The organism is Aurantibacter aestuarii, assembly GCF_003008425.1.
In the GTDB taxonomy this organism is placed as follows: domain Bacteria; phylum Bacteroidota; class Bacteroidia; order Flavobacteriales; family Flavobacteriaceae; genus Aurantibacter; species Aurantibacter aestuarii.
On sequence record NZ_PXOQ01000015.1, the window covers coordinates 266,460 to 292,231 of the forward strand.

Annotated in this window: 24 protein-coding genes; all 24 read left to right on the top strand. The window is 30.4% G+C overall.

Annotation, left to right across the window (positions count from 1 at the left end; genetic code table 11):
- Positions 1–2 precede the first annotated feature (2 nt).
- The 24 genes from C7H52_RS12580 (at position 3) to C7H52_RS12695 (ending at position 25,771) form a co-directional block, all read left to right on the top strand.
- On the top strand, positions 3–1,289 hold the full coding sequence (locus tag C7H52_RS12580; RefSeq protein ID WP_106464253.1) for an ABC transporter ATP-binding protein: 1,287 nt from the start codon (positions 3–5) through the stop codon (positions 1,287–1,289).
- Positions 1,286–2,428, top strand: a complete 1,143-nt coding sequence (locus tag C7H52_RS12585) for a TDP-N-acetylfucosamine:lipid II N-acetylfucosaminyltransferase (protein WP_106464254.1) — start codon at positions 1,286–1,288, stop codon at positions 2,426–2,428. Before C7H52_RS12580 ends, C7H52_RS12585 begins: the two co-directional genes overlap by 4 nt.
- A gap of 224 nt (positions 2,429–2,652) precedes the next feature.
- Positions 2,653–3,531, top strand: coding sequence for a glycosyltransferase family 2 protein (locus C7H52_RS12590; protein ID WP_106464255.1), 879 nt, complete (start codon positions 2,653–2,655; stop codon positions 3,529–3,531).
- A gap of 6 nt (positions 3,532–3,537) precedes the next feature.
- A complete protein-coding gene (locus C7H52_RS12595; RefSeq protein ID WP_106464256.1) occupies positions 3,538–4,653 on the top strand; it encodes a glycosyltransferase in 1,116 nt (371 codons plus the stop codon).
- Between the two features lie 32 nt (positions 4,654–4,685).
- Positions 4,686–5,606: an NAD-dependent epimerase/dehydratase family protein gene (locus C7H52_RS12600; RefSeq protein WP_106464257.1), complete on the top strand. Its 921-nt coding sequence runs from the start codon at positions 4,686–4,688 to the stop codon at positions 5,604–5,606.
- A gap of 5 nt (positions 5,607–5,611) precedes the next feature.
- The gene (locus C7H52_RS12605; protein WP_106464258.1) at positions 5,612–6,643 is read left to right on the top strand and encodes a glycosyltransferase family A protein; all 1,032 of its coding nucleotides are present in this window, start codon (positions 5,612–5,614) and stop codon (positions 6,641–6,643) included.
- 56 nt (positions 6,644–6,699) lie between these two features.
- Positions 6,700–7,866 (top strand): glycosyltransferase, encoded by a 1,167-nt coding sequence (locus C7H52_RS12610; protein ID WP_106464259.1) that lies wholly within the window; start codon positions 6,700–6,702, stop codon positions 7,864–7,866.
- A 9-nt stretch (positions 7,867–7,875) separates the two neighbouring features.
- Positions 7,876–8,703, top strand: coding sequence for an alpha-1,2-fucosyltransferase (locus C7H52_RS12615; protein WP_106464260.1), 828 nt, complete (start codon positions 7,876–7,878; stop codon positions 8,701–8,703).
- Positions 8,704–8,719: 16 nt separating this feature from the next.
- Positions 8,720–9,868 (top strand): glycosyltransferase, encoded by a 1,149-nt coding sequence (locus C7H52_RS12620; protein WP_106464261.1) that lies wholly within the window; start codon positions 8,720–8,722, stop codon positions 9,866–9,868.
- Positions 9,868–10,749 carry a glycosyltransferase family 2 protein gene (locus tag C7H52_RS12625; protein WP_106464262.1) on the top strand — a complete coding sequence of 294 codons (882 nt, stop codon included), beginning with the start codon at positions 9,868–9,870 and terminating at the stop codon, positions 10,747–10,749. The genes C7H52_RS12620 and C7H52_RS12625 overlap by 1 nt, the downstream gene beginning before the upstream one ends.
- A gap of 3 nt (positions 10,750–10,752) precedes the next feature.
- Positions 10,753–11,730 (top strand): glycosyltransferase family 10 domain-containing protein, encoded by a 978-nt coding sequence (locus C7H52_RS12630; protein ID WP_106464263.1) that lies wholly within the window; start codon positions 10,753–10,755, stop codon positions 11,728–11,730.
- Positions 11,731–13,170: an MBOAT family O-acyltransferase gene (locus tag C7H52_RS12635; RefSeq protein WP_106464264.1), complete on the top strand. Its 1,440-nt coding sequence runs from the start codon at positions 11,731–11,733 to the stop codon at positions 13,168–13,170.
- A 3-nt stretch (positions 13,171–13,173) separates the two neighbouring features.
- Complete coding sequence (locus C7H52_RS12640; protein WP_106464265.1) at positions 13,174–14,079, top strand: hypothetical protein; 906 nt, start codon at positions 13,174–13,176, stop codon at positions 14,077–14,079.
- Between the two features lie 33 nt (positions 14,080–14,112).
- Complete coding sequence (gene gmd / locus C7H52_RS12645) at positions 14,113–15,180, top strand: GDP-mannose 4,6-dehydratase (protein ID WP_106464266.1); 1,068 nt, start codon at positions 14,113–14,115, stop codon at positions 15,178–15,180.
- Positions 15,180–16,106 (top strand): GDP-L-fucose synthase family protein, encoded by a 927-nt coding sequence (locus C7H52_RS12650; RefSeq protein WP_106464267.1) that lies wholly within the window; start codon positions 15,180–15,182, stop codon positions 16,104–16,106. The genes gmd and C7H52_RS12650 overlap by 1 nt, the downstream gene beginning before the upstream one ends.
- Positions 16,099–17,259: a DegT/DnrJ/EryC1/StrS family aminotransferase gene (locus C7H52_RS12655; RefSeq protein WP_106464268.1), complete on the top strand. Its 1,161-nt coding sequence runs from the start codon at positions 16,099–16,101 to the stop codon at positions 17,257–17,259. The genes C7H52_RS12650 and C7H52_RS12655 overlap by 8 nt, the downstream gene beginning before the upstream one ends.
- A gap of 66 nt (positions 17,260–17,325) precedes the next feature.
- Positions 17,326–18,480: an acylneuraminate cytidylyltransferase gene (locus C7H52_RS12660; RefSeq protein WP_106464269.1), complete on the top strand. Its 1,155-nt coding sequence runs from the start codon at positions 17,326–17,328 to the stop codon at positions 18,478–18,480.
- A gap of 5 nt (positions 18,481–18,485) precedes the next feature.
- Positions 18,486–19,358, top strand: coding sequence for an N-acetylneuraminate synthase family protein (locus C7H52_RS12665; protein ID WP_106464270.1), 873 nt, complete (start codon positions 18,486–18,488; stop codon positions 19,356–19,358).
- A 103-nt stretch (positions 19,359–19,461) separates the two neighbouring features.
- The gene (locus C7H52_RS12670) at positions 19,462–20,856 is read left to right on the top strand and encodes a glycosyltransferase family 28 protein (RefSeq protein ID WP_106464271.1); all 1,395 of its coding nucleotides are present in this window, start codon (positions 19,462–19,464) and stop codon (positions 20,854–20,856) included.
- A gap of 2 nt (positions 20,857–20,858) precedes the next feature.
- A complete protein-coding gene (locus C7H52_RS12675) occupies positions 20,859–22,385 on the top strand; it encodes an HTTM domain-containing protein (protein WP_106464272.1) in 1,527 nt (508 codons plus the stop codon).
- Positions 22,378–23,232, top strand: coding sequence for an NAD-dependent epimerase/dehydratase family protein (locus C7H52_RS12680; protein ID WP_106464273.1), 855 nt, complete (start codon positions 22,378–22,380; stop codon positions 23,230–23,232). The genes C7H52_RS12675 and C7H52_RS12680 overlap by 8 nt, the downstream gene beginning before the upstream one ends.
- Positions 23,211–24,191 carry an ATP-grasp domain-containing protein gene (locus tag C7H52_RS12685; protein WP_106464274.1) on the top strand — a complete coding sequence of 327 codons (981 nt, stop codon included), beginning with the start codon at positions 23,211–23,213 and terminating at the stop codon, positions 24,189–24,191. The genes C7H52_RS12680 and C7H52_RS12685 overlap by 22 nt, the downstream gene beginning before the upstream one ends.
- The gene (locus C7H52_RS12690) at positions 24,191–24,832 is read left to right on the top strand and encodes an HAD family hydrolase (protein WP_106464275.1); all 642 of its coding nucleotides are present in this window, start codon (positions 24,191–24,193) and stop codon (positions 24,830–24,832) included. The genes C7H52_RS12685 and C7H52_RS12690 overlap by 1 nt, the downstream gene beginning before the upstream one ends.
- 9 nt (positions 24,833–24,841) lie before the next feature.
- Complete coding sequence (locus C7H52_RS12695) at positions 24,842–25,771, top strand: glycosyltransferase family 2 protein (protein WP_245918625.1); 930 nt, start codon at positions 24,842–24,844, stop codon at positions 25,769–25,771.
- Position 25,772: the final 1 nt, after the last annotated feature.

The following is a 25,772-nucleotide window of genomic DNA, read 5'->3' on the forward strand; positions in this document are numbered from 1 at the left end:
TTATGAGTGATATAATTCTTAAAGCCGAAAATATTTCTAAGCAATACCGATTAGGTTTGGTGGGAACGGGTACCATAAGTCATGATTTAAATAGGTGGTGGCATAAAATCAGAGGGAAAGAAGATCCTTACCTTAAAATTGGAGAGTCTAATGATAGAAGTACTAAAGGAAGTAGTGAATATGTTTGGGCTTTACAGGATATAAATTTTAATTTACATCGAGGTGAAGTTCTAGGTATTATTGGTAAAAACGGTGCAGGAAAATCGACTTTGCTAAAAATTCTATCTAAAGTAACCACACCTACAGTAGGAGAAATTAAGACTAAAGGTCGAATTGCTTCTTTATTAGAAGTAGGAACCGGATTTCATGGTGAAATGACAGGAAAAGAGAATATATATTTAAATGGTGCTATTTTAGGAATGACTAAAAAAGAGATTTCTTCAAAAATTGATGAAATTATAGAATTTTCGGGTTGTCAACGTTATATAGATACGCCTGTAAAGCGCTATAGTTCTGGAATGACGGTACGTTTGGCATTTGCTGTAGCCGCATTTTTAGAACCTGAAATTTTGGTAATTGATGAAGTTTTAGCTGTGGGTGATGCAGAGTTTCAAAAAAAAGCGATTGGTAAAATGCAAGATATCTCAAAGGGAGAAGGAAGAACTGTAATATTTGTTAGTCATAATATGGCAGCAGTTAAAAATTTATGTACCAGAGGTATTGTGTTAGAACATGGAAAAGTTGTTTTTACAGGTAACCAAAATGAATCTGTAGATTATTATCTATCTAATTCAATTTCAAATATACCATTAAATGACAGAAAAGACCGAGTTGGAAATAAAAATATTATTGTTAAAGCTATATCCTTTTTTAACAAAAATGGAGATTCAATTTCACAAGCTATATCAGGTGAATATTTGAGAGTTCGATTACATATCCAAAAAAATAGACCTGTAGATTTTAGCAAATTATTTGTAGGTATAGCCTTTTTAGATAATCAAGAAAAAAAAGTGGTCTCTTTTTTGAGTGATGAGATGGGGTCTGATTTCTCATATGTTGCAGATAATAATTATATAGATTTAATGATTCCAGAGTTTTTACTAAGGTCAGCTGTCTATAATTTGACTTTTATGATTACTGAAGGTTCTACAAGAAGTACAGATGCGTTAGATGTTTTAGAAAATGCTGCTGAAATTACTGTTTTAGAAGGGGATTATTGGAATACTGGTAAAACAAATAGGGCAGGAGATTTTGCTATAATACCAGCAACATATGAATCAAAATTATGATGACTTCTAAAATTCTCCATATTGCTAAGGATGAGAAATTTATAGATTCTGCGATAAATCAGTTTGGTTCTTTAAATTTTATAGATAATGACTTTTTTATTTTAAATGAATGTTCAGAGCTAAATTACATAAAGCAAAAAGAAAAGGTAAATTGTTTTAAAACTTCTTCTTATATAATTAATAAATTAAATCAGTATAGGATAATTTTTTTCCATAGTCTAGATGCTGATTTTATCCCTATTGTTTTAAGCACTAATAAAAACCAAACCTGTATATGGATGTGTTTTGGGTATGAAGTTTATAATGATTCATTTTATGTAGATAAAAAAAATCTTTATGCCGAATTAACTTTAAAACATACCACATTTACACCAGTTTCAATTCAGAAAAAACTAAAAAACTATCTTCGACCAATTAAACGTATAATATATAGAGACACCCCATTTACACCACAGGAATTAAAAATAAAAGCTATCAGACGAATGGATTATTTGGTTTCTTCTTATAAAGAGGAGTATTCCAAAATATCAGGATATATCCACCAAAAAAAAAAACAGTTAGATTTTACTTATTACCCATTAGAATATATTGTAAATGTTAACGATTTAGAGATAAAAACTACTAATCAGATTTTAGTTGGTAATTCAGGAACTTTAACAAATAATCATTTAGATGTTTTTAAAAAAATATATTATGAAAATTTAAATAATTATACTATACTTTGCCCTTTAAGTTATGGTGATAAAGTCTATATAGAAAAAATTAAAATAAAGGGTAAGTTTTATTTTAAAGATTATTTTTCACCAATAACAAATTTTTTGCCACTAGAGGATTATAATCAATTAATTAGAACTTCTTCTATTGCAATCTTTTATAATTTCAGACAGCAAGCTATAGGTAATATAATTGCATCTTTGTGGTATGGAGCTAAAGTTTTTTTAAGTAAAAAAAATTCTTTTTTTAGTTTGTTAAAAAGTAACGGCATAATCGTTTTCGACTTTGATAAAAGCAATTTAAATGTTTATGAACCATTGAATATTAATCAAATAACGCATAATAGATTAATATTGAAAAATTTATTTAGCGAAAAACGTTTATTAGAAAAATTGAGTTCGGAAATTGACAATCTAATAAAATGAACAAAAGAATAGAGGCAATAAAATCTATTACTCAAAGTGTTTTTAATTTAAATTCAAAAATGCTAGGAAGAATATAGTTCAAGTTAATACTTATAAAATATTAAAAATAATACATGTTTGTATTATTTTTTGAATATCAATTACATTTAAGTTGAATAATATTCAAGATATTTGAATGAGTATTAAGTTTGTTTAGAAAAAAATAAATACTGTAAATACAATAAATGAGTTTATTAGTTTCGATAATTATACCTACTTATAACAGAGCACATATTTTAAGTGAAACTTTAGATAGTGTGAAGTCACAAACTTATACTAATTGGGAGTGTATTGTAGTAGATGATGGCAGTATAGATGAAACAGAGGAATTAGTAGCGGATTATATTTTAAACGATAATAGATTTATTTATGTCAAAAGGCCTAATTTACATCTTCAAGGTGGCAATGGAGCTCGTAATTATGGTTTTGAAATTAGTAAGGGAGAATTTATCCAGTTTTTAGACTCAGATGATTTATTATCTAAAAATAAATTAAATTTACAATTAGATTTATTAATAGCAAATAACGCTGATGTTTCTACATGTCAATGGGGTAGATTTAGTACAAATCATGATTTTAAAATAAAAACATCGCCTTTTTATAGAAACTATAATAAAGCTTCAAACTTATTGATAGATTACGGAAATTTTAAATCTTTTTTGCCTTCACATGTGTTTTTAATTAAGCGAGATGTTTTTCTAAAATCTGGACTATGGTGTGAAACATTGAAGATTAATCAAGATGGAGAATTATTTTGTCGAGTATTACTTTGTGCCAACCGAATCGTTTTTTCAGAAGGGGCCCATGTTTTTTATAGGTTTGAAAATAAAAATAAAACAAGTAGTTTAACAAATAAACAAAAAGCAAAGGATTTAACAATAAGCTGGAAATTAATATCTAATCATCTAAATAATAAAAACAAAGATATTTTTAGGGATTATATATACTTCGGTAAAAATTATGCATTTAAAATTTTGAAAGAAAATTATAAAATAGAAATTTTAAAAAATTTTTATTTTTATAAGTTACAAATTTTTGCTTTTTTGAAAAGTAAACTTAATTAAAATAGATTGAAAAAAATAGCAATATTTGGACCAATAAACTCTAGAGGTGGAAGAGAGTTAGAAACTGCTTTTATTGCTAGCACTCTGATGGAGAAATATGACCTTTCTGTATATTCAACCGAGCAGGTTTTACAAGTAAATGACATACATTCTTTAAATCCAGAAATTGATATTTATTATAAGCATAAATCTTTTTTTTCAAAACTTAAATCTAAGTTTGGTTTTAAATCTAGCTACAAAAGCTTGTTGTTTAAACAATTAAATGGTGCAAAAGTTGAAACCTTACATGATGCTATATTAAATGTAGACCTAGTCTTTATAATGGCTCAGTTAACTTCAAATTATACTAAGGCAATTATTATAGAGGCAAAAAAGTTAAATAAACCTATAATATTTAGAACGACAGGCACAATTCCTAAAATAGATATTAAAGCACCTTTTTTTAATTATTTAAAAGATGTTAATCTATTTATTAATCATTCTGAAAAAAATTCAGATGTATTTATAAAGAATAATTATTTAAATTATAAAATAATTGATCAATGTGTTATAAATGAAGATGAGTTTTTAGATAAATGCCCTCTCCAATTCAAACAGATTAAAGACTTTTATTGTGTATCTAGATTAGATGATAACAAAGATGTTATAACAGCTGTTAAGGCATTTAATACTTTGAAGAACAATTCAAATTTAAAATTGCACATTATAGGAGAAGGTGAGTGTTTAAATACACTAAAATCTGCCTCAACTAATGAAAATATTAAATTTTATGGACATTTAGAACAGAAGGATTTAATTAAGTTAATTTATAAATTTCATTGTTTAATTATAACATCAAAAGAAGAGGCAGGACCATTAACAGGCCATGAAGCTGCTATACTTGGTTTACCCATTATTTCTACAAAGGTTGGTGCAATGCCAGAACGATTTATAAACAATAATTCCATGTGGTATAATGTAGGTGATTTTAATGAGCTCGCATTAAAAGTTTTAGAATATTCTGAATATTCAACAGAAGAAATTCAAAAGCTTCAAAAAGAAAATAAGATGTTATATAAACAAAATTCTTCAAAAAAACAGATAGCTAAACAATATTTAGATTCAGTAAGTATATATTTGTAATAATTGGCCTAGAATAATATTAAAAATAATTGATGACTAAATATTTAATCACAGGAGGAGCAGGAAACGTAGGAAGTACTTTAGCAAAACATTTAGCTAAAGATACTTCTAATCTTATAGTAATAGTAGATAACTTATCTACAGGAAGTTTACATAAAATACCAAAATTGGATAATATAAAATTTATAAAATCTAATGTAAATAATTATAAAGATATTGCTCCAATTTTTGCTCGTTTTGAATTTGACTATGTGTTTCATTATGCCGCTTTAGTAGGTGTTAAACGTACTTTAAAAAATCCAATTAGTGTGTTAGATGATATTGATGGAATTAAAAATGTGCTGTCATTATCTAAAAATTCAGGTGTTAAACGCGTGTTTTACTCTAGTTCATCCGAAGTGTATGGCGAACCGTTTGAAATACCTCAAAATGAAAATACCACACCTTTAAATTCAAGGTTACCATACGCAATAGTTAAAAATGTAGGAGAAGCTTTTTTTAAATCGTACTACCAAGAATATGGTTTAGAATATACCATATTTCGATTTTTTAATACTTATGGCCCTAATCAAAGTGAAGATTTTGTCTTGCCACGTTTTTTAAAGTTAGCATTAGCAGATAAGGACATTACTATTTATGGCGATGGTTTACAAACAAGATCATTTTGTTATGTAGACGATAATGTAGAAACCTGTATTAAAGCTATTTCTGACCCTTTATGTTCTAACGCAGTTTTAAATGTAGGAAGTGATAAGGAGCAAACGATATTATCTTTAGCACAAGCAGTAATAAAAGCAACAAATTCAAAAAGTAACATAATTCATTTGCCTGCTTTAAAAGAAGGTGATATGGCCAGACGTTGCCCGGATACTTCAAAAATGAAAGCTGTATTAAAAAGAGATTTATTATCTCTCGAAGAGGGATTAGATAAAATGATTAAATTTTATAAATAGTAATTATGCGTAAAGGAGTAAATCCAACTAAAGGAGGAAAATTAGTTAATTTAGAGCCTTGCGACCATAGAATCTTAATACCTCTTCATATTCCTAATGAAGAAGGATATTTTAAGGATGCTTATAAAATCTTTTTACTATGTTTAAACTCCTTATTAAAAACAAGCCAATCTAAGCTTAAAATTAGCATTATAAGCAATAAAAGTTCAACAATAATTAACCAGCGTCTTTTAAAATTATACGAAGAAGGTGTTATAAATGAATTAATTATTGAAAAAGAAGGTTTAGGTAAAATAAATAGTCTTTTAAAGGCATTAAGGACTACAGAAGAACGTTTAGTTACGATTACCGATGCCGATGTTTTATTTTTAAATAATTGGGAAAGTGAAGTGGTGTCGGTATTTAAAAGTTTTCCAAAAGCTGGTGCCGTAAGTCCAGTGCCGGTATTTAGAAAACATTTGGATTTAACATCAAACATTTGGTTGGATCATTTATTTAATAATAAAATTAAATTTCAACCTGTTAAAGATCGACCTGCATTAGAAAAATTTGTTCAAAGTATAGGTTGGCAATATTTGCCAGAAGACTACGGTGATACTATTGGTACTATAACACAAAATAATACGACTGCAGTTTTGGGGTGTCCGCATTTTGTGGCCACTTATAAGTCTGAAGTTTTTAAAGAGATGCCAAAAACGAACACACCATATTTAATTGATGGAGATAGTGAACTTAAATATCTAGATTTACCAACTATTAAAATGGATGGTTATCGGTTATCTACAAACACTAATAATGCCTATCACCTAGGGAATGTTTTTGAAGATTGGATGCAAGATGCTTTTGATAATTTAAAAGAAGTAAATAAACTTGAAGTAAATTATAATGAGCTAAAAGATTTAAAACCGAAAAAAATTAAATACTTAGTATCAGAAAAAATTTTCAAAAGGCTAATAAAAAAACGTAGTTTGTTAAAATTTCTGCTAAGAAAAAAAGGGTTGACTCAAAAACAAGTTCATGCATTTGTAAAGCGTTAATTTTGTTATGATTGATGTAGTGTATTAGAATGTATTACAGTAAAAAAATGAGGTAGATGAGTGAAAAAACAAATGTATTAGTTTTTGGTCCTATAAGCGACTTTGGTGGTCGTGAAATTATGACCAATTTACTTTACAAGTCTTTAGGTCATCAATATAATGTACAGATACTTTCTACCACTTTAATTTCTAAAAAGTCGGATGCATTAAAAGAAGTAAAAAGTAACCATTGGACTTCTGTTGGCAAGGAGATTTATAACAAGTCTTTTTATATCAAATTAACTTCAGTTCTAGCGAAATTAATTTATAAGCACAAAGAGCCATCCTATTTTTTTATTAAAAATAAATTTACTAAGTCTAAATATGATTTTGATTTAGAATATAAGAAGATTATCGATGCTTACTTACGAGACTCTAAATTGGTTATATATAGTGATGAAATTAGTGGAAAGTGGTTAAACTTTATAATTGAAGCTTGTGAAAAATATGATTCCAAGTTAATTTTAATCATAACTGGGAAAATCTTTCATATCCCAAAATTTCTGATTAATCAAAATTTTAAATTCAATATTTTAGTACACTCAAAAGAAAATTACTATATTCTTAAGCAGTTAGATCATGTTAGATTACATCATATTGATCAAACCACTAGTAAAGAACAGCAACTCTTAAATTTAAATCTAAATCCATCAGAAAAATTGACCTATGGTTTTATTGGTAGGTTTAGCCAGGAAAAAGGATTTATGGAGTTAATTAATGTGTTTGCCAAAAATAAAAAACCACTAGTAATTGCCGGCAATGGACCACTTTTAGATGAATTTAGACATCTAAATACTGAAAATATTCGATATATCGGTCAAATTAAGCCAGAAGAAATTTCAAAATTTTATAATTTAATAGATGTGGTTATAATACCGTCTTTTGAAGAAGGTGGACCAATAGTAGGCGTAGAAGCTATGGCAGCTGGAAAACTAATTATTTCAACAAAAGTTGGTGCAATGGAAGAACGTCTAATGAATACTTTAAATAATTTTTGGTTTTCACATGAAAATCAAAAGTCTTTAAACGTGGCTATTAAAAGCGTAGAATCATTATCTAAAGATAGACAGGTTATCATAAGAGAAGAATTAAGAACATTATATTTGAAAAATAACTCTATGGATGTTATAAAGTTTAAGTATTTAAAGTTATTTTATTCTATTTTAACTGATCAAAAAATATAAGATTATAGAATGATTATCATCAAATTAAAAGGCGGTTTAGGCAATCAATTGTTTCAATATGCAACTGCAAAAGCATTGGCATTACGACACAATACAATGCTTCGTATAGACCATTCTAATTTTGAAACTTATAAGTTACATGATTATGGCTTGTATCATTTTAATATTACAGATCAATTGTATAAAAAAGAACCAAAGTGGTTAGCTAAAATTGAAAAAAAACTTAAGCTTAAAACATTTTATAATGAAGATGACCATGGTTTTAGGTATAATAATGAGTTAAAACATCAGAAAGCTTATAAACTTTTTTTAGATGGCTATTTCCAATGTGAAGATTATTTTTTAGAATATAGACAAGAGATTTTAGAGGCTCTTAAAATCACGTCACCTTTAAAGCCCATTACAAAACAAACTTTAGAGACTATCAATTCCTGTAGCTCGGTAGCCTTGCATGTAAGACGTGGCGACTATTTATTGCATGATGTACATAATACCGATAAAGCAGCGTATTATGATAAAGCTATGAGTTACATAGAGTCTAAAGTAGAAAACCCCATTTATTTTATGTTTTCAGATGATATAGATTGGGTAAAAGAAAACTTTAGCTCTAAACATCAAATGGTTTTTATAGATTTTAATGATGCAAGCACCAATTATGAAGATATAAAACTCATGTCTAACTGTAAACATAATATTATTGCCAATAGTAGTTTTAGCTGGTGGAGTGCATGGTTAAATACCAATCCAGAGAAAATTATAACTGCACCAAAACATTGGTTTAATGGCGATATGTATGATTTTACAGACTTAGTGCCTAAAAGTTGGATAAAATTTTAATTGCTTTACAACGCTTATGAAAATACTAATGGTAGCCATACCAAACCATCATTTTTTTAGATGGACCAATCAATTAGAGCAATCTGGTTATGAGGTCTTTTGGTTTGATGTGTCTTCCAATGGTTCAAACTCACCTCAAATTCCCTGGGTGACACAATTTACCCATTGGAAACTAAAATGGGATTTTCCATTTAGAATCCGTATTAAAAAACAGCTACCAGCTTTGCAACCTATTTTAACTAAAGTAAATGAAGTAGATGTTAACAAAGCATTTAAAACAGTTTTAGAGAAGGTGAAACCAAATGTGATTCATTGTTTTGAGATGAAATTATCTGGCTTGCCCATTTTAAAAACGTTGCTTCTAAAAAATACTATGCCAGTAATTTATTCTTCTTGGGGTAGTGATTTGTATTATTTTAAAGAACTTGGAACACCTGAGATAGAAGTTAAAACTTTTTTAAAACGTATTAATTACTTAATTACAGACTGTAAAAGAGATATTGAAATAGCTAAAAAAAATGATTTCAATCAAACTGTTTTAGGTGTTTTTCCAGGAAATGGTGGATTAGAAATTAATAAACACTCCAAACTTCCAATTTTAGAGCGTAGTCAAATTATTTTTAAAGGTTATCAGTTTGATGTCGGTGAGGCTGTTCAAATATTAAAAGCCATAGAATTACTTCCGGCACCTATCCAAAAGACTTATAGATTTGTAGTTTATAGTGCTGACAAAGAGGTAGAAGATTATATTAGCAGCTCTTTAATTTTAAAGACATTAGATTTTTTGGTTTTAAAACGTCAAATTAAAATTCCAAATGATAAGTTAATTGCATTAATGGGAGAAAGCTGTCTTCATATTGGGAACAATTTATCTGATGGTATGCCAAATACCATGTTAGAGGCCATGATGCAGGGCTGTTTTCCAATTCAATCAAATCCAGGAAATGCAACAACAGAGATTATTACTCATGGTTACAATGGATTTCTAATAGAAAATCCTTTCGACTATAAAAAGATAGCTCAATTGATTGAACAGGCACTTTTAGATGATACATTAAGGCTAAACGCAGCAAGCTATAATTTTGAATTAATTAATAAAAAATATAATAGAAACGTATTAAAAACTGAAATTGTAAATTTGTACCAATCAACTCAAATTAAATAATGGACGTTTCTATTGTTATTGTTACAAAAAATAGGTCTAAAGAACTTGCGAAAACCTTAAACATATTAAAGCCATATCTAGATTTAGAAATTCATGAAGTTTTGGTTTTTATTGATGGATGTTCGGAAACACAAGACATTATGACTAGTTTTGAGTGGGTCAAGTGGTTTAAATCAGAGAAAAGTATTGGTGCTTCACCTGCTAGAAACCAATTATATCAACAGGCATCTGGCAAGATTTATATTGGTTTTGATGATGATGCACATCCGCTTACCACGACATTTATTAAAGATGTTCAAAATTTATTTCATAAAACAAAAGATTTAGGAATTATAGCTTTTAAAGAAATAAAAGGCATATTTGAATCGGATATACAAGCTTTAAATTACGGTATAGAAGAAAGTGAACATTACTATACCAACGACTTTATAGGTTGTGGTTTCGCTATTTCGGCAGAAGCCTATAAAAAAACAAATGGGTTTCCAACCTGGATGACTATTTATGGAGAAGAGACTTGTGTAGCGTGGGAAGTTCTTCATAATAAATATAAAATACTATATACAAATCAAATAAAAGTAAATCACAGGGTTGACTTAGAAGCACGTAAAAAAACCGGAAAAAATTATTTTCGCTTTAAACATCAATTAATTAATACCATTAATTTTTATTTAGTGTATTATCAAAAACCATTTATACCTATTATTAAAGTTATAATCCATAATGGAAAAAAATATGGATTTAAAAACAAAACATATTTTAAAAATTATATGTTTGCTCTGGCACAGGTTGTTTATAAGCTTCCAAAAACTTTAAAAAGTAGAGCTCCTATAGCTATAGATAATATTAATACATTTAAACAACTTGAAGCTTTAAAATATTAAGTTATGCTTGTAAGAATTTGTAGATATTATAGTTATCCAGATATTAAACGGCAAACACCTGGGCAATCTTTTACTTGGCAGGGTATTACGTTTACGGAAGAAAATGTGGAAGCGTGTGATTTCTTAATTATTTTAGACTATCCAAAATTAGACTTTAAAACCAAGGTGCATCCTAATAATATTTTACATATTAGTTTGGAACCAGCGAACGAGGTTTCAAAGTATAGACAATACGGAAATAAACAAGTTGCTCATATTTTTAATCAAATAAAAAATGATGGTAAATTTATAAAGTCTCAACCTGCTTTACCCTGGCATTTAGATTTAGATTATGATGCATTTAAATCTTTAAAACCTGAAACTTTACAAAAAGAAGATAAAATTGTGTGGGTCACCAGTAACCAACGCACCTCTAAGCAACATAATGAGCGCATGGATTTTCTTGATTCAATTTCAGATTTAAGCTTTATAGAATTATATGGTAGAGGCATTAAACCAGTAGATAGCAAACTAGAGGTTATGAAAACGGCTAAATATGCTATTGCTTATGAAAATTTTAGAAATGAATATAACTGGACAGAAAAAATTGCAGATTGTTTTTTAAGCTATACCATCCCATTATATTTTGGTTGTAATCGTATTTCAGACTATTTCCCTGAAGATGCTATTATTCAAATTGACCCAAAAGATAAACACATTAAAACCTATTTAAAGGAAATAGTAACTAAAACAGTTTATGAGGATAAACTTGAAGCTTTAAAAGAAGCCAGAAATTTAGTCCTAGATACCTATCAAATTTTTCCATTTTTCGCTAATCAAATTAACGCTATAATTGCTAAAGATGGGATAGGTCATCCTGAAGAAAAACAATTATTTAATTTTAAAGGAGGCGATGCTTATTTTGATAATTATCCAAAAATTTTGGATCTAAATAAAATAAAAAGGAGAATTGATTTAAAATTTAAAACATTACGAGGGTAAATGTATTTCAACTCCATAGATTTCGCTATATTTCTACCCATCGTATTTTTAGTGTATTGGTTTATAACGCAAAAAAACTTAAAACTTCAAAATGCATTAATCGTAGTTGCCAGTTATGTGTTTTATGGCTGGTGGGACTGGCGTTTTTTAAGTCTTATAGTATTTAGTTCCTTGGTAGACTATAGCATAGGCTTAGCTTTAAAAAAAGAAGAGCAGCAAAGTAAAAGAAAATTATTGTTATGGACCAGTATAGGCGTAAACCTTGGTTTTTTAGGCTTTTTTAAGTACTACAATTTTTTTGCAGATAATTTTGTTAGCGCATTTTCTTTTTTCGGACAACCAATACAACCTAACACTTTAGATATTATCTTACCCGTAGGGATTAGTTTCTACACGTTTCAAACTTTAAGTTATACTATAGACGTTTACAAACGTAAATTAGAACCTACCTCTAATCTTATTTCATTTTTAGCTTTTGTTAGCTTTTTCCCGCAGTTAGTAGCAGGACCCATAGAACGAGCAACCCATTTATTACCACAGTTTTATAAAAAAAGAGTTTTTCATTATTCTCTAGCCGTAAATGGTTGCCGCCAAATTTTATGGGGTTTGTTTAAAAAGATCGTGATTGCCGATAATTGTGCCGAATATGCCAATATGATTTTCAATAACTCATCAGATTATTCAGGCAGCACATTATTTATGGGTGCCTTGTTTTTTACGTTTCAGATTTATGGAGACTTTTCTGGATATAGCGATATTGCTATTGGAACTTCTAGACTGTTTGGTTTCGATTTGAAACAAAACTTTGCCTTTCCATATTTTTCAAGAGACATTGCAGAATTTTGGAGACGCTGGCACATAAGTTTATCTACTTGGTTTAGGGACTATTTGTATATTCCTTTAGGAGGAAGCCAAGGAGGAACTTTAATGAAAGTGCGTAATACCTTTATTATTTTTTTAGTAAGCGGGTTTTGGCATGGTGCCAACTGGACGTTTATAGCTTGGGGATTTTTAAATGCGCTTTATTTTTTACCGCTGTTATTAACAAATAAAAACAGAAAGCATACTACAAGTGTGGTTGCGCAACATAATTACTTACCTAATATAAAAGAGTTTATACATATATCTTTTACGTTTTTACTAACCGTCTTGGCTTGGGTATTTTTTAGAGCTAACAACTTGTCGCATGCATTTAATTATTTGAAAGGTATAGCGTCAAAAAGTATATTTTCATTACCAGAAGTAAGGCCGAGTTATTTAATACTATTAATTGTGTTTTTTATATGTATAGAGTGGATGGGACGTAGAAGTTTATTTGCCATAGAAAACCTACTTATTAAGAAACATTTTAGTGTAAAATTGGCATTTTATATTTTTTTAATTGTATTAATGTTTTTGTTTTACGGGAAAGAACAAGCCTTTATCTATTTTCAGTTTTAATACATGAAAAAGTTTATAGTCCATATTTTAATTTGTGCCTCTATACTTTTTATAGTTGATAAGCTGGCGTATTTTATTTTAAAAGAAACACCAAAGCATCTTTATGATACCCGATTAAAAAAAGTTTTGGATGGAGAGATGAATAAGGAGCTCATTATTTTAGGTTCCTCAAAAGGCGCTGGAAATATTATAGCCTCTCAAATTGAAAAAGAAACGGGTTATGATAGCTATAACCTCTCTTATATGGGTAGTAATGTAATATTCCATGAATTTATATTAAGAAAACTACTTAAACATAACAAAGCACCAAAAATAGTGCTGCTTACCATAGATAATCCACAAACTCTAATTAATGAAAAATCATTAAGTTATAGATTTGATAAATTATATCCGCTTTCTGTTTATAATGAGGTGAATGATGAGCTAATAGCACAAAATGATCGGTCTATTTTATCTCAATTTTTTTTAATGGGTAGATTATCAAAAGCACATATAAATTATTCTAATGAGAAACCTTCTAAGGACAATCCATTATTAGAAGATGGCTCCATGCCATTTATAAGAGTAAATCCTAAATCTAAAAGGGAATTTGTTGAAAGAAGTATTTTATACGATAAAACATTGGAAATGGAATCCAAGTTGGAAGCGTTAAATTCTATTCAAAATCAATGCGAAGCAAATAATATTCAATTATACTATGTATTTAGTCCCAAGATGTTTAATTTTAATAGCGCCTTTTATAAACGGTTTTTAAAGCTTATAAATTCCGAAAAAGAAATATTTAAATATGATAACAACTCACTATATACTCTTAAGACTAGTTACTTTGATCAATCACATTTAATGATTCATAGCGCAAAAGTTTTTACTAAAGAAATAAGTGAATTTATTAAAAGCCATAATCCCTGAAAATTCTTATTTTCGCCATATAAACCAAACAACATGAAAGTAGCCTTAGTTACAGGAGTAAACGGACAGGATGGTTCGTATTTAGCCGAATTATTATTAGAAAAAGGATACATGGTACATGGTATTATACGTCGTAGTTCGACATTTAATACGCATCGTATTGAGCACTTATATATAGATAACCTTTTAAAAGATCAACATAAAAACCAAAACATCAAATTGCATTATGGCGATATGACCGATGGTTCTAATTTAATTCGTTTGGTTCAGGAAACACAACCGGACGAAATTTATAATTTGGCGGCACAATCGCATGTAAAAGTCTCTTTTGACATGCCAGAATATACGGCAGAAACCGATGGGGTTGGAACTTTAAAGTTACTAGAAGCTATTCGAATTTGTGGCTTGACTAATAAAACACGTATCTATCAGGCTTCAACATCTGAATTATATGGTAAAGTACAAGAAATTCCTCAAACAGAAACGACGCCTTTTTATCCACGTTCTCCTTATGGCGTGGCTAAATTATATGCCTTTTGGATTACCAAGAATTACCGTGAATCTTACGGTATGTATGCGGTAAACGGAATTTTGTTTAATCATGAATCTGAGCGTAGAGGAGAAACTTTTGTGACCCGTAAAATTACTTTAGGAGCAGCAAGAATTGCAAAAGGTATACAAGAAAAATTATACTTAGGAAACTTAGACGCCAAACGTGACTGGGGTTATGCTAAAGATTATGTAGAATGTATGTGGTTAATGTTACAGCAGGATGTTCCTGAAGACTACGTCATTGGAACAGGCGTTCAATATACCGTAAGACGTTTTTGTGAATTGGCATTTAAAGAAGCAGGATTCGATTTAAAATGGGAAGGTAAAGCGGAGAATGAAAAAGGAATTTGTACTAAAACAGGGCAGGTCTTGATAGAGGTAGACCCTAATTATTACCGTTTAGCAGAAGTAGAAACCCTATTGGGTGATCCTACCAAAGCCAGAACTCAATTAGGCTGGAATCCACAAAAAACTTCATTTGAAGACTTAGTTAAAATTATGGTGCAACATGATTTAGACTATGTAGTCAATTATAAAAACACCTATTAATGAAAATTTTCTTAACAGGTAATACTGGCATGGTTGGAAAGAATATTTTGGAGCATGCAAAAGCTTCAGAACATACATTTTTAACACCATTACGTCAAGACTTAAATTTAGAAGACAAGGAAGCGGTAAACGCCTATGTTAAAACCCATCAGCCGGATTTAATTATTCATGCAGCTGGATTGGTTGGCGGCATTCAGGCAAATATGGCTCATCCGGTTAATTTTCTGGTTAAGAATTTAGATATTGGTCGTAACGTTATTATGGCTGGACAGCAAAATAGGGTTAAGCAAGTACTTAATTTGTCAAGCTCTTGTATGTATCCGCGTTTGGCTCAAAATCCGTTACAGGAAGAGTTAATTTTAAAAGGTGAATTAGAGCCTACTAATGAAGGATATGCCTTAGCAAAGATAGTATCTACGCGTTTATGTGAGTATATCAATTCTGAAGACGATTTTTTTCAGTACAAAACCATTATTCCATGTAATTTATATGGCAGGCATGACACCTTTTCTCCACAACATTCGCATATGATTCCTGCGGTAATTAAAAAGATACACGATGCTAAAATAACCAATGACGCATCCGTTGGTATTTGGGGCACCGGAGAAGCCAGACGTGAATTTATGTTTGCTGAAGATTTAGCCGATTTTATATTTTATGCACTGGAACATTTTTCAGACTTGCCACAAAACACCAATGTGGGTTTAGGTAAAGACTGGACCATAAACGAATACTATCAAACGATTGCCAAGGTTATAGGTTATACAGGTGAATTTATTCATGACACCTCAAAACCAACCGGCATGATGCAAAAACTAATAGACGACACCAAACTTAAAGCATTTGGCTGGCAAGCACAAACGTCTTTAGAAGAAGGTATTGCAAAGACCTACGAATTTTATAAAAACACTGTTTTAAATGACTAAATATCCACTAGCAACGTCAACTTGGGACGATAAAGAAATTGAAGCCATCAATACCGTAATTGCTTCAGACATGTACACCATGGGTAAACATGTACAGCAGTTTGAAGAAGAATTTTCAGACTTTGTGGGTTCTAAATATAGTGTTATGGTTAATTCGGGCTCATCGGCTAATTTATTAGCAGTAGCCGCTTTGTTTTACACCAAAAACCCTAAAATTAAGCGAGGCGATGAGGTTATTGTTCCTGCAGTCTCTTGGTCTACAACGTATTACCCTTTATACCAATATGGGTTAAAATTAAAATTTGTGGATGTGGATTTACACACCCTTAATTTTGATTTGGAGCAGTTGGAACAAGCCATTACTAAAGATACTAAGATGATTATGGCTGTGAATTTGTTAGGAAACCCTAATGACTTTGATGCTATAAACGCACTTATAAAAGATACCGATATTGTTTTGGTGGAAGATAATTGTGAGTCTATGGGTGCCGAGTTTAACGGGAAACAAGCTGGAACTTTTGGAGTTATGGGAACGTTTTCAACGTTTTTCTCTCACCATATGGCCACTATGGAAGGCGGATTGGTAGTAACCGACGATGAAGAGTTATACCACGTCCTAATTGCGTTGCGTGCACATGGATGGACGCGTCATCTACCTAAAGAAAATAAAGTAGCAAATAAAAGCGACGATTGGTTTACGGAATCTTTTAGGTTTGTTTTACCAGGATATAATGTAAGACCTGTAGAAATGTCTGGCGCTATTGGCGTACAACAATTAAAAAAATTACCAGATTTTCTAGAAAAACGTCGTGAGAATGCGTTGTTATTTCAAGAATTATTTAAAAATCACCCCGATTTTTATATCCAAAAAAACATTTCAAATAGTAGCTGGTTTGGGTTTAGTTTAATTATTAAGCCGGAATCTAAATTACAACGAAATGATGTGGTTAAATTATTAACGGATCATCATATTGATTGTCGCCCTATAGTTACAGGTGATTTCACTAAAAATGAGGTGCTAAAATACTTCGATTATGAGATTCATGGCGAAATGAAAAATGCCAAATATTTAGACACACATGGGTTGTTTGTTGGTAATCATCAAATTCCTTTAAAGGAGGAAATTAAACATTTGCATAAGGTATTGTCGTAAAGCAAGCTAAATCTTGCTAAACCACATATTTTGTTTATTTTAGCCTTTTAACCAGCAATAGATCAAATGAAAAAGATTGGCTTTATTCCTCTACGAAAAGGTTCAAAAGGAATTCCCGGAAAAAACAAACGTAAAATGGTGGGACGACCATTGTTTACCTGGGTTTTGGGTGCGGCTTATTTTTCAGATTTAGATGAGGTTATAGTGTATACCGATGATGAAACGATTATTAATTTCATAGAGAAAGAATACCATTATACCTCAAAAATAAAAGTGGTACATCGTCCGGAAGCTACTGCAACCGATACCGCTTCAACTGAAAGTGCTATGTTAGCTTATGCAGAACATATTCAATATGACTTTGATGTGTTTTGTTTATTGCAAGCTACATCGCCATTCACCACTTCAGAAAACATCAACGAGAGTTTAAAAAAATTAAACGAAGGTTTTGATTCTACCGTATCTGTAGTGCATACGCACCGCTTTTTATGGAATGAAGATGGCACAACAATTAATTACGATTATACTAACAGACCAAGACGTCAAGACTTTAAAGGTTTGCTAGTTGAAAATGGCGCTGTTTATACTTGTACCAAATCTGTTTTAAAAAACAAGCAAAACCGATTAGGAGATAAAGTGGCAGTTGTTAAAATGCCAGAAGATAGTTTATTAGAAATAGATTCTGAAACCGACTGGATTGCAATAGAACAACTTTTAATAGAACGCCAGCAACGAGCTAAAAGAACATCGCCACTCACTCATTTAGTGTTGGATGTGGATGGGGTTTTTACAGACGGTAGTATTACTTATACCAAAGATGGCGAGCATACCAAACGTTTCGATATGCGCGATGGTATGGGCTTAGAAATTTTGCGTCAGTTTAATATAAAAGTTATTATTATGACCAGCGAAAATTCAGAATTAGTCGCTAAACGTATGCAAAAACTTCAAATAAAGGATACCTATTTAGGTGTAAAAGATAAATTTACTTTGCTTCAAAAAATTGCCAAAGAGGACGGAATTTCATTAAGTCATTTTGCTTATATAGGAGACGATGTAAATGATCTTGCAAATATTTGTAGTGTGGGCTGGTCGTTTGCACCAAACAACGCTACCGCAATTGTCAAATTAAATGCCGATGTGGTCTTATCTAAAGACTCTGCAAATGGCGCGATTCGTGAAGCTTGCGAATTTATTTCAACGTATAATAAAAGATTTTAAATAGAATGGATATTAAAAAACCATACGTTATTGCAGAAATTGGTTGCAATCACAAAGGAAATATGGCAACAGCCAAAGAATTAATTAAAGTTGCAAAGATTTTTTGTAACGTGGATGCTGTGAAGTTTCAAAAACGTAATAATATAGAATTGTTGACCGAGGAACAATATAACGCACCACACCCCAATCCCGTAAATTCTTATGGAGATACTTATGGTGCACACAGAGAGTTTTTAGAATTTGATGTGGAGCAGCACCAGGAATTAAAAACCTTTTGTGAAGATATTGGAGTGACCTATTCAACTTCGGTATGGGATGTAACCTCTGCTAAAGAAATTGCGTCGCTTAAACCGGAATTTATTAAAATTCCTTCAGCGTGTAATAATAATGTAGCTATGCTGGAGTGGTTATGCGAAAATTATAAAGGAGAGATTCATATTTCTACAGGAATGACTACTAAAGATGAAATAGAGGGTTTAGTAGGATTATTTTCAAAATTTAACAGAGCTAAAGATTTAGTGCTTTACAACTGTACATCGGGTTATCCAGTACCATTTAAAGATGTGTGTCTTTTAGATATTAATATTCTTAAAGAAAAATATGGCGATAAAGTTAAACACATAGGTTTTTCTGGTCACCATTTGGGTATTGCTGTAGATGTTGCAGCCTATACTTTAGGAGCAAATATTATTGAGCGCCACTATACTTTAGACCGTACTTGGAAAGGTACAGATCATGCTGCATCTTTGGAGCCTATGGGCTTAAGAAAGTTAAGCAGAGACTTATTGGCTGTGTATGATGCTTTAAGTTATAAGCCAACAGATATTTTACCAATTGAGCAAGTACAAAGAGATAAATTAAAAAACCAGAAAGGCTAAATTGAATTATGAATTATGAATTATGAATTATGAGTTATGATTTATGATTTGCGAGTCTGGATTTATGTAATTAAAAAGTTCTTGATTTTTAGATTTTTTATAAATGAAGCAAAAAAAAGTATTTGTATTTTTCCCTGATGGCGTAGGACTTAGAAACTTTGCGTTTACCGATTTTAAATGGATTGGTGAACAGATGGGATTTGATATTACCTATTGGAACAATACTGTTTTTTCTTTAAAAGACAACTTAGGGTTTAATGAGGTTAAGATAGAGAACCATCAAATTCATCCGCTTACACCTCTCTATACACGTGCCAGAAAACGTGTAGAACTTAATGTTTCTGAACAAAAATTTAACGATCCAGTTTATCCAACCTATAAATTTCCATTTAATTATAAAGGTTTAAAAAACACTGTAAAAAGTTTATATACAAGGCTTTTAATAGCCCAGTATAATTCTGAAAAAGGAGTAGAACGTATAAGGGCAAAAATAAACGCTTTAGAACGTAAAAACCCTAAATACACCTACTGTAAAGCACAGTTACAAGAACATCAACCCGATTTGGTATTTTGTACTACGCAACGTGCTACGCAATCCATTTCAGCCTTGTTAGCCGCAAAAGATTTAGGCATACCAACCGCAGCTTTTGTGTATTCTTGGGACAATGTACCGAAAGCTATGCAAGTGGTGGAAACGGACTATTACTTTGTGTGGAGCGAGCATATGAAACGCGAAGTGCTGCAATACTATCCGTTTGTAAAAGAAAATCAGGTATTTGTAACAGGAACCCCACAATTTGAACCCCATTTTGACAACAGTTTAATTAAGTCTAGAGACACTTTTTTTGCTGAAAACAATTTAGACGTTAATAAAAAATACATCTGTTTTTCTGGTGACGATGAAACCACATCGCCATTAGATCAGTATTATTTAGAAGATTTAGCTATAGCTGTTAGAAGTTTAAATGCTAAAGGCGAAAATTTAGGTATTATTTACAGAAAGTGTCCTGTAGATTTTACAACGCGATACGATAAAGTTGTGAAAGATTATAGTGATGTTATTGTTAAAATAGATCCTATCTGGAAACAAGTAGGCAGCCAGTGGAACCAAGTTTTACCAGCTAAAGAAGATTTTGAGATGCTGGTTAACGTCTGTTATCATTCCGAAATGGTTACTAATGTGTGTTCTAGTACCGTTTTTGACTTTGTAGCGCATAACAAGCCTTGTATTTATTATAATTACGAACAACCACAGCTTAAAAAAGGGATTCGTGATATTGGGCAGAACTACAAATATGTACATTTCAGGTCTATGCCTACTAAAGAGGCGGCAGTTTTTTGTGAAACTAAATCTCAATTAGAAGCTAAAGTAAAAGCGGTTTTAGACGGTACATTAACTAACGTCCCAGTTGGAAAAGAATGGTTTAAAGTTATTGCAGGTGTAACACCAGACGCTTCTTCTAAAAAGATTTGGGAAACAATTAAATCTATAATTTAACTATGCTTAATTTTATAAATAAGCTATATCAAAAAAAAATATCTTCTAAAGGCTTAGGCATTTTTAGGATTTGCTTTTCCCTTGTCTTACTTCTCGAGGTTAATAGGATTTATAGATATAAAGAACTATACTATGATCCTATTCCATTTATAGAATCCATAAATTTTAATTACACTTTGGTTTTGATTTTATGGCAAATAAGTTTAGTTGCAATTTTTTTAGGTTTTTTTACAAGACTTTTTGCTATTATTAACTATATCATAGCTTTTATTTTAATTAATGACTTTGGTGTTTACGAATACCATATGGATTATGTGTATTTGGGTATTTCATTCCTTTTCATATTTGTGCCAACAGAAAAAAGTTATAGTATAGATGCAATTTTTAAATCACAAACATCTTCGAAAATATTAACACAAAAAACAAGTGTGTTGAGTTATTACAGTTTAGTATTTGTAGGAATTGCTTTGGTTTATTTCGGGTCTATATTTTTTAAAATACGTTCTAATGCATGGCTAAATGGTTTAGGTATCTGGCTTCCATGTTCTTTACCGCAGGTAACTATAACCAATAATCAATGGGTTTTAAATCAAGAGTACTTTATAAAATTAATAGGTTACATAGCTCTTATTTTCGAACTTTTCTTTATTTTTTTATTTTTTGTTAAAAAATTTAGATTACCACTTTTTATCATTGGTGTAATTATGCATATAGGTATTGCAGCAGTATTTCCTATTCCATATTTTGCATTTGGCTATGTAGCCTTGTATTTATTATTAATTCCAGTATCATTTTGGGAGAAATTACACTATAACTTAAAATTCTATTCAGTTAAAAATAAGATAAAAAGTAATTTATTTTTAATTATCTACTTCTATTACTTTAAGCTTTTAAGCTTCAATTTATCTTCTTTTTTAAAACTTCGATTTATTAAATTGTTTTTTATTCTCATCTGTATTTTACAATTAAATGCTGCTGTAAATATTAGTAGTGATAAAATTACAAATGTTATAAAAAAAAATATAAAAGAATCTGATTCTTATATTGTAATATTAAAAAGAACAGTAAAAACTATAAGAAATTTTTCTCAAGAGCTATTTGGGATAACAGGTCATGGAGTTTTTGTTGATGCTCATTATATTGGATTTGATAAGATTTTAACAATAAAATACAAAAATGAGTTCCTTCCGCTTTATGATGAAAACGGAATGCCTGGAAATTATTTAAAAAGTGGAATTTGGGCTAATTATAATTTTAGGGTAAATAAACCTTACGTTTTTAACAGTGAAAATAGTCAAACTAATTTAAAAAATGGATTTGTTCGTTATACTTCATATTGGACACGAAAGAATAATTTAGAATTAGATAATTTGGAATTTGATATTTTGATAAAAACTGTAAAAGCTAATTTTAATTGGGAAAAAGACCTACTCAGCAAAAACCTTGCTACGCCTTGGGAGACTGTAGGTAAAATAATTTGGAAAGATAACAAGGCCAAAGTGGTTTTAGAAGATGTTGTAAATGAATAAATCATCACACTTAGTTATTGGCTCTAATAGTTTTTTAGGAAGACAATTGTGTAAGCAATTACATCAACAATCTAAAATAGTAACTGGAGTATATCATAAAAATACTCAAAATCTTTTTAAGAAGGTAAAACATGTGGGTTTTGAAGAATTATATAGCCTGCCAAATGACTATCACTATGTTTACATAGTAAGCTCTTATATCCCTCTTAATACAGATAATAATATAACGGAACGATTAGATGCTGTTAATGTAGCGCTAGTGCAGCATATTGTAAATTATTTTACAAGAGCAAAAATTATTTTTTGTTCTAGTGTATCTGTCTATGGAGAGTTAGATGCCGTTATTACAGAGCAAAGTCCATTAGACCCAATAACAGCTTATGCTAAGTCTAAACAAAAAGGTGAAGCTATAGTAAGCAATCATTCAAAATATGCTATAGTAAGAATAAGTTCTTTATTTGGAAAACGAATGAAACCTATTACCTTTTTACCACTTATAATAAAAACTGCGTTAAAAGACCACACCATAACACTTTTTGGTTTTGGTAAACGACTCCAGAATTACATACACGTTAAGCATGTGGCACAAATTTTAATTAAAGCAGCACACTGCCATACAAACGAGGTTTTTCTGGCAGTACATGACAATTCATTTTCTAATACAGAAATGGCAGAAATGGTTTCAAGCTCATTTCAAAATCTAAACATTGTTTATAGAGGTAAAGATGATTCTAAATCTTATATTTACGATAATTCTTACACACGAAAAACACTTCAATTAAAGCAGCAAAACTCAATTAAAGCTGAAATTAAAGCATTGATACAATGGATGAGAAAAGAGTATTAGTTACAGGAATTGGCGGTAATGTTGGTCAAGGCATTATACGTAACATAAAGGCAACCTCTTATAATATAAAAGTAATTGGGACTAATATTGAAGATTTTTCTGCAGGAAACCATTTATGTGACGTATTTTACAAAGTGCCTTATGCTTACGAGAGTGATTATGTAAGTTTTATAAATTGTATAGTTAATCAAGAAAATATAGACTTAATTATTCCGTCTACAGATTATGAAGTTTATTATTTATCCCTTAATAAATCTAAAATATCTTGTAATGTGGTAGTTTCTAGTGTAGAGACAACCTCTAATTATTTGGATAAATACAATACATTTTTACACCACAAAGCCCATCAAATCCCGTTTGGAAACTCATATTTACCTAGTGCATATAAACATCAGTTTAAAGATTGTATTGTAAAACCGAGAAAGGGTAGAGGCTCTAGAGGCTTGCAAATAAACCCTAAAAGTTTAACTCATTTTTCTGATGATGAGTATATGGTCCAAGAGCTTCACAAAGGTAAAGAAATTACCACAGCATTTTACGTTACTAAAAAAAATGAGTTGCATGGCTTTATTTCTTTAGAGCGTATGTTGGAAAATGGTACAACTACAAATTGTAAAGTAGTAATGACTTATGATGATGCATTAAAAAAAATTTTACAAAAAATAATTAATGCAGGACAATTTTTTGGTTCAGCAAACTTACAATCTATAGTAAACCAAGATGGAGATATAATACCTTTTGAAATTAATTGTCGCATTTCTGGAACAAACTCGATTAGAGCAAATTTTGGATTTGAAGATGTTAAATATACGTTACAAGAATATTTGTATTTTGAAGCACCAGATACACCACAAATTAAAAAAGGAGTGGCCACTCGAATATTAATGGATGTAATTTATAAAGATCAAGAGGATTTTGCTCAAGTACAAGACGCTAACACCAAACATTTTATTTACTAATGGAACAAACTGTAAAATATATATTATTTGATGCAGCTAATACCTTAATACATAAACCAGAGCTTTGGTTAAAAATAAACACCGTTTTATTAAATTTCGGGTATAAAGTAAATACGGAAGAGCTTAAACAAAAACATAAGTTGTTAAGTGAGGTTATAAAGTTTCCAGATGTAACATCACAATCATTTTACTCTTCATTCAATTCAGAATTGTTAAATGCTTTAGGAATAATTGAAACCCCAGAGCTGTTAGATGCTATTTTTACAGCGTGTAAATATTTACCTTGGGAAGCTTTTGAAGATACTAAAGCACTAAATAGTTACATTGCTACACCAATGGGAGTAATTTCTAATTTTAATTCAGGTTTATCAGTTTTATTAAATGAAAAATTACCCTTAGTATCTTTTGAAGATATTATAATTTCGGAAGATGAAGGGATTTCAAAGCCAAGTTTAGATTTTTATAAAGTAGCAATCCATAGAACAGGTTTGGAACCCAATGAAATTTTATATATTGGAGACTCATTAAAATTAGATATTAAACCAGCTCAATCATTAGGTTTTCAGGTAAAACTGATTGACAGAGATCAAACATATCCAACATCACCTTATCGTATAAATAGTATAACAGATTTATTTTAAGTCATCATTTTGAAAAAAACCATCTCATTTATAGTTCCTGTTTATTTTGAAGAAGCTGTCATTTCTAGATTTATTTTAGAAATGCGGGAAGCGCTTGCCAAAATAGAAATTAACTATGAGTTTGTTTTTGTAGATGATGGTAGTACGGATAAAACCTGTGAGATTATTAAAGAAGAAGCTAAAAGCGATGTAAAAATAAAATTAATAGAATTATCCTATAACCACGGAAAACAAAGTGCTGTAACTGCAGGAATAAATTATGCGGTTGGAGATTACCTGTTATATATGGATCCAGATTTACAAGATCCACCAGAAGAAATTCATCGTTTCATTACAGAAATTGAGAAAGGTTTTGATTTGGTTTTTGGAGTTCGTAGAGAGAAAAAGGATAATTTTATTAACAGGCATTTTTCTAAATTATTTTGGGGAGTCTTACGAAAGTTTACAGGTTTGCAACTGCCTAAAAACTTGGCGGTCATGCGTATATTTAACCGAAAATTCGCCAATAAGTTTATAGAATATAAGGAACAAAACCGTTTTATAGAAGGCGTGTTTATGCATATTGGGATGAAGCAATCGGTACTTGAAATAAATCAACGCGAACGCTACGCAGGTCAAAGTAAGTTTAATTTTAGAAAAAAAATGGAATTGGCTTTTAATGCTATTTTCGACTTTTCAGAACTTCCTTTAAAATTGGCAGTACGCTTAGGTTTGATTTTTATATTAATAGGTATCATTACACTTTTAACTATAATTGGCTTAAAGTTATTTTTAGTAGACTTTCAATCGGGTTGGCCATCAATAATTGGCGCTTTAATTATCGCCACAGGAATACAATTGTTTTTTATTGGAATTGCAGCACTTTATATAGGAAAGGTTTATAAGGAAGCCAAAGGAAGACCATTATTTTCTGTTAAAGAAACCACAAACATCCAGTAAA

What these genes read in the sequence shown, in the direction of transcription:
- C7H52_RS12630 (WP_106464263.1), top strand. Translation starts at nt 10,753, where the DNA reads ATGCTTGTAAGAATTTGTAGATATTATAGTTATCCAGATATTAAACGG.
- C7H52_RS12615 (WP_106464260.1), top strand. Translation starts at nt 7,876, where the DNA reads ATGATTATCATCAAATTAAAAGGCGGTTTAGGCAATCAATTGTTTCAA.
- C7H52_RS12590 (WP_106464255.1), top strand. Translation starts at nt 2,653, where the DNA reads ATGAGTTTATTAGTTTCGATAATTATACCTACTTATAACAGAGCACAT.
- C7H52_RS12625 (WP_106464262.1), top strand. Translation starts at nt 9,868, where the DNA reads ATGGACGTTTCTATTGTTATTGTTACAAAAAATAGGTCTAAAGAACTT.
- C7H52_RS12580 (WP_106464253.1), top strand. Translation starts at nt 3, where the DNA reads ATGAGTGATATAATTCTTAAAGCCGAAAATATTTCTAAGCAATACCGA.
- C7H52_RS12605 (WP_106464258.1), top strand. Translation starts at nt 5,612, where the DNA reads ATGCGTAAAGGAGTAAATCCAACTAAAGGAGGAAAATTAGTTAATTTA.
- C7H52_RS12690 (WP_106464275.1), top strand. Translation starts at nt 24,191, where the DNA reads ATGGAACAAACTGTAAAATATATATTATTTGATGCAGCTAATACCTTA.
- C7H52_RS12640 (WP_106464265.1), top strand. Translation starts at nt 13,174, where the DNA reads ATGAAAAAGTTTATAGTCCATATTTTAATTTGTGCCTCTATACTTTTT.
- C7H52_RS12620 (WP_106464261.1), top strand. Translation starts at nt 8,720, where the DNA reads ATGAAAATACTAATGGTAGCCATACCAAACCATCATTTTTTTAGATGG.
- C7H52_RS12665 (WP_106464270.1), top strand. Translation starts at nt 18,486, where the DNA reads ATGGATATTAAAAAACCATACGTTATTGCAGAAATTGGTTGCAATCAC.
- gmd (WP_106464266.1), top strand. Translation starts at nt 14,113, where the DNA reads ATGAAAGTAGCCTTAGTTACAGGAGTAAACGGACAGGATGGTTCGTAT.
- C7H52_RS12610 (WP_106464259.1), top strand. Translation starts at nt 6,700, where the DNA reads ATGAGTGAAAAAACAAATGTATTAGTTTTTGGTCCTATAAGCGACTTT.
- C7H52_RS12655 (WP_106464268.1), top strand. Translation starts at nt 16,099, where the DNA reads ATGACTAAATATCCACTAGCAACGTCAACTTGGGACGATAAAGAAATT.
- C7H52_RS12600 (WP_106464257.1), top strand. Translation starts at nt 4,686, where the DNA reads ATGACTAAATATTTAATCACAGGAGGAGCAGGAAACGTAGGAAGTACT.
- C7H52_RS12685 (WP_106464274.1), top strand. Translation starts at nt 23,211, where the DNA reads ATGGATGAGAAAAGAGTATTAGTTACAGGAATTGGCGGTAATGTTGGT.
- C7H52_RS12635 (WP_106464264.1), top strand. Translation starts at nt 11,731, where the DNA reads ATGTATTTCAACTCCATAGATTTCGCTATATTTCTACCCATCGTATTT.
- C7H52_RS12675 (WP_106464272.1), top strand. Translation starts at nt 20,859, where the DNA reads ATGCTTAATTTTATAAATAAGCTATATCAAAAAAAAATATCTTCTAAA.
- C7H52_RS12670 (WP_106464271.1), top strand. Translation starts at nt 19,462, where the DNA reads ATGAAGCAAAAAAAAGTATTTGTATTTTTCCCTGATGGCGTAGGACTT.
- C7H52_RS12585 (WP_106464254.1), top strand. Translation starts at nt 1,286, where the DNA reads ATGATGACTTCTAAAATTCTCCATATTGCTAAGGATGAGAAATTTATA.
- C7H52_RS12680 (WP_106464273.1), top strand. Translation starts at nt 22,378, where the DNA reads ATGAATAAATCATCACACTTAGTTATTGGCTCTAATAGTTTTTTAGGA.
- C7H52_RS12660 (WP_106464269.1), top strand. Translation starts at nt 17,326, where the DNA reads ATGAAAAAGATTGGCTTTATTCCTCTACGAAAAGGTTCAAAAGGAATT.
- C7H52_RS12650 (WP_106464267.1), top strand. Translation starts at nt 15,180, where the DNA reads ATGAAAATTTTCTTAACAGGTAATACTGGCATGGTTGGAAAGAATATT.